General features: G+C 60.3%; 4 protein-coding genes. 1 reads left to right on the plus strand and 3 read right to left on the minus strand.

Annotation, left to right across the window (positions count from 1 at the left end; all coding sequences use genetic code 11):
* Window positions 1-184 precede the first annotated feature (184 nt).
* The 3 genes from CBW22_RS25295 to CBW22_RS25305 all read right to left on the minus strand — a co-directional run bounded on the left by CBW22_RS25295 (window position 185) and on the right by CBW22_RS25305 (window position 3,464).
* On the minus strand, window positions 185-565 hold the full coding sequence (locus CBW22_RS25295; RefSeq protein WP_088518197.1) for a hypothetical protein: 381 nt from the start codon (window positions 563-565) through the stop codon (window positions 185-187).
* A 124-nt stretch (window positions 566-689) separates the two neighbouring features.
* The gene (locus CBW22_RS25300) at window positions 690-1,421 is read right to left on the minus strand and encodes a plasmid SOS inhibition protein A (RefSeq protein ID WP_088518198.1); all 732 of its coding nucleotides are present in this window, start codon (window positions 1,419-1,421) and stop codon (window positions 690-692) included.
* Between the two features lie 48 nt (window positions 1,422-1,469).
* The gene (locus CBW22_RS25305; RefSeq protein WP_088518199.1) at window positions 1,470-3,464 is read right to left on the minus strand and encodes a ParB/RepB/Spo0J family partition protein; all 1,995 of its coding nucleotides are present in this window, start codon (window positions 3,462-3,464) and stop codon (window positions 1,470-1,472) included.
* A 637-nt stretch (window positions 3,465-4,101) separates the two neighbouring features.
* On the opposite strand from CBW22_RS25305, the gene CBW22_RS25310 reads away from it, so the two are divergent.
* Window positions 4,102-4,201, plus strand: a 100-nt coding sequence (locus CBW22_RS25310) for a transposase (protein ID WP_141097381.1), incomplete at its 3' end; no start/stop codon positions are given.

Genomic DNA, 4,201 nt, shown 5'->3' on the forward strand with positions numbered 1-4,201 from the left:
GCGAGGATGAATTCAGGGCGTTGCATGGTAACAGTCTCAGTCCAGGGCATAGTGAGTCTCCTCTGCTATGCCGTTTATAACTGTTACCCATGTGCCCGGTCTAAAGTGTTACCCATGTGCCCGGTCTAAAGTGTTACCCATGTGGCCGGTTTGTACCTTTAGCCGCCCCGCAGGGCCGCCTGGGTTAACGTCGCAGTATTCTGTAGCCCGTGACCAGCAGCATAATGCCCAGCGCCATAAGCGCGTATGCCAGTCCGCCGCCAAATGTACTGTTAACGGCATCAGCGCTCTCTGCCGCCCCGGTTACCCCCTCACCGCTGCGGGACAACAAGGTGCCCCACGCGAGCAGGCCCAGTCCGGAAACCGGTATCAGCCCTTTCAGCAAAACGATAAACAGCCTGTCGCCTGCGGGCTCACTGGCTTTTGATGCCATGACCCTCGCCAGGAGCAGACAAATGATGATACCCATCGAATATTCGGTTCCGGTGAGCGCATGCGGGAAGACAAAATAAAAGAGGGTTACCCAGATGCCATTCAGCACGGCGGCCAGAAGCCAGAAACTCATGTCAGATACCTCACTCCGGTTTAAGGATTTACGGGCTTAACGGTTTTTGTCCCGATACAGCGCACAGGATTGTGCTATTTCAACAGATTGCCCCGCGCTGTGAAAGCACACGGGGCTGTTACCTTCAGCTTTTCAGCACCAGTCGGTTCGGCAGCGCCAGCCGGTCAGCCTCCAGCGCCGCCTCCGTCGCGCCTTTTACTTCGGCCTGAATGTCCAGCATGAGTCGCCAGAGCGGCTCCTCCCGATACCAGGCAGGATCCAGACAGCGGCAGGAAGTAAACTTCGGCAGCCATGCTGTTACCATGTGAAAAATGTCTGATTCAAAGAACGCCTGTTCCTGCTGCCGCGCATACCATGTGCCAACCGTCAGCGGCGTCTGAAACGTCAGATCGATTTTCGCCTGTGCCAGACGCTGCTGATAGCGCCTGAGCTTCTTCGCCTCCGCTTTGCCTTCCTGACTGACTTCCCGGTTAACCCGGTGTGCGCTGCGTTTATCAAGGCGTTCGCGCTGTCTCAGCGCGGTCACAGGAAACAATCTGGGCGCGGTGTCCTGCGGCAGCGGTGACGGGCAACGCTCACCCCGTGAGGCAATCAGCGTATCCAGCGCGGCCATGTATTCCACCGCTGCGGGCGAAAAGCGGTCGCGCGGGGCGTATTCCGGCACGATGCGGCGCAGATGGTCGGATGTCACCGTGCGGGTGTCGCAGTAATGACGCAGAAACGCGCTGGCATACGGATGGGCACCGCGCTGCGCGCGGCCCTGCAGGCGCTTTTCAACGTCGGCAATCGCAAGGCTGACCGCGCGCGTGTACGGACAGGCAGGAACGAGGGACAGAGATCGGGGGATAATGTTCATGGTATTTTCTCCGGGTGAATGACCGCCCCTCCGGGCGGCCTGCCGCTTTCAGTTTTCGCTGTCGTTGGCGTCTGCGCTGCCGTTTACCGCCGCACCGGACTGCAGCGGCTTCATCCACTGCGGCACCCAGCGCGTCCCCTCAAGGCAGGACTCCGCGAAGTCGGCGGCGTCACCCTTCTTCATCTTCTCTGCATCCTTCGCGTTGCCCGTTTTGCCTGCTTCCGCGAGCGCCCCGGCAATCTGGTCTTTGCTCATGCGCTTAAAGAATCCTTCTGCGGTCGGCTGCCACCAGTCGGCCAGATCGAACGCCATCGCCGATTCCAGCGCATCAAGGTTGCTGGTCTGGCTTCGCCCGTAGACCCGTTCCTGGAAGCAGCACACCGCCGAGGCGCTGCAGAATCCCAGCAGCCCGTGCACGTCGTCCGTGCTCCACGCCAGTAGCCAGCGGAAGTCCTGCGCCCAGTTCTCCGGCAGCCGCGCCTGCCAGTCAGCCTTCAGCTGCTGCATAAACTGCCACGCCTTCCCCTCCTCTTTTGCCGCTGAGTCGGAAACCAGCGCGGCGCTGTTATCCGTGAGGCTGATTTTCATCGGGGTGCTGTCATAGCTGCCGTGGCTGAAGGTGGTGCGGCACAAAGTCCAGGTCAGCATGGCGACCGAAATATCCGGCTTTGCGCTGAGCGCGGCCTGCACCGCCAGCGACCGCTCGCAGGACATGGCGCGGACCAGCGCCGCCGAATACCCCTCTGACAGCGCCTGCATATCATCCTTGCTGGCGGGCGTGGTTTTCTTCGGCAGGTCAGCCACGCGCTGCACACCGCGCTGAATAACGCAAGTGCCGAACTCATAACAGATGACCGCGCCCGTTTTATCCTTGTCCAGCGCCGCCCAGCGGCGTTTATCCGCTGCGTTTTCAATCCCGGCAATCTGCGCTTTCAGCGGCGGCTTCAGCGCTTCGTCGTCGGTCAGCCGCCACTGTGCGCGCAGCTCGCTCACCTGTGCATCTTCTTCCGGGGTGTAGTCCGTGCAGCGCTCCTCAGGCACGACATAGCTGCGCTTAATTTTGCTGTCCCAGCCGTGCATCCGGCCGTCCATTCTCACTTCCGTCCAGGCAAATCCCTCCTCCTGCTGCACGGCTTCCGCAGTCTGCTGCAGTTTCTCCAGCGTGAGGCTCTCCACCAGGGCGGTATCGATGTACCCCTCGTCATCCCCGCTGAACAGGTCGGTGCGGATGGTGCCGCCTGCGGCCAGGTAAGCATCTTTGCCCACAAAGGCAAACTTATGGGAGCGGCTGATTTCGGTTTCTGAAGAGGTGATCAGGTTACGAATGGTGTCGGCTGACGGGTTGTAATAGCTTGAAGCCTGATCCCATACCTCCATCTGGCGTTCATGTGAGTCAGCGAGCGTGAGCGCCTGGCACTGCTCGATCGTGATGTTGTCAGCAGCCAGTTCGTCAAGAATGGCGGGCGCGAGGCCGGAGAGCTTCAGGCAGCGCTGTACGTGACGCGAGCTGTAGCCCATGAGGTCACCAATCTGCGCGGGCGTTTTGCCCTCAGCTGACAGCGCCTGGAATCCGGCAATCTGCTCGGCGGGATGCATATCTTCACGCTCGCCGTTTTCCACCATCGAGGTCGCGCGGGCCAGTTCCTCTGACACCCGCTTAACAGGGATCGGCTGATCGGGCTGGTAAACGCCCTGCGCGAGCAGCTGCTGCAGCGCGGTCAGACGCCGACCGCCGCAGGCCACGCCCAGCATGCCGTCCGGCATATCGTGCGCAATCAGGTTATGCAGCAGCCCTACGTTCTGAATGGTCGCGGCCAGCGAATCGATGCGCGACTGGACGTAAACCCGGCGGCGCACGTTCAGGGGGGAAACCGTCAGACGTGAAAGCGGGATCATCTCAATTTCCACTTTCTCCAGCGCCTGCTCAACCGCCGCTACGGCCTTGTCAGCCTTCGCTTTTGCGCTGCGACGCGGGGCCTTTGCTTTTAAAGGAGATGATTCTTTAGATTTCTGAGCCGGGGTGTTGACGTTCTGCTGTGACATGTTGCTCTCCTCTTCAGGGTTAAGTGATGTTTCTCTGAGTTCCTTCGCCGTGAGGGCAGAACAGGCACGCGGGGTAAAGGCATGACGCAGGGGGAAACGGCAAAGCCGCAGCCCGGAGGGACCGGGTGCCGCCGTTTAGCCAGCGACCCTTGCGTGAGGCCGCCCGTGTGGCAGGTTTCTGCATGGCGGAGGAGCGCGGAGAATAAAAACAACACAACAGGAGGTGAACATGACGCAGCCCCGGACGGCGCGCCGTTCGCCGGTCCGGTCCTCAGCGGCCACGTGCTTTTGTGGCCAGTGAGCGCGCGGGCGCACGCCCGCTGCAGGGGTTGCTGTCCGCCATCAGACTCTAGCCGTCAGGCACGGAGCGCAGCCTTTCGCGTTCCGGCGGAGCTTACCGGCTTGCCGGTTAGCGCAGTAGGGCTCGACGACCCGGCCTGCCGGGGAGCCGAAGGGGGCTAACAGGCGAGTAACAGCAGAATTTGTCAAATTCAGGACCAGCCAGATACCATATCGTGCTAGGTTTATTTGGGTAGAGAATTCAGTCTTACTCTTTTGCATGTAAGTGACCTGCTCCCCGTTGATTAATGCACCGCGATGTTAGTAATGTCTTCATCAGCCACATGAGGACATCCCCATGAAGAAGCGATTTTCCGACGAACAGATCATCAGTATTCTCCGCGAGGCAGAAGCCGGGGTTTCAGCCCGGGAACTCTGCCGCAAGCATGCCATTTCAG

The organism is Pantoea sp. VS1 (assembly GCF_002207995.1).
In the GTDB taxonomy this organism is placed as follows: Bacteria; Pseudomonadota; Gammaproteobacteria; order Enterobacterales; family Enterobacteriaceae; genus Pantoea; species Pantoea dispersa.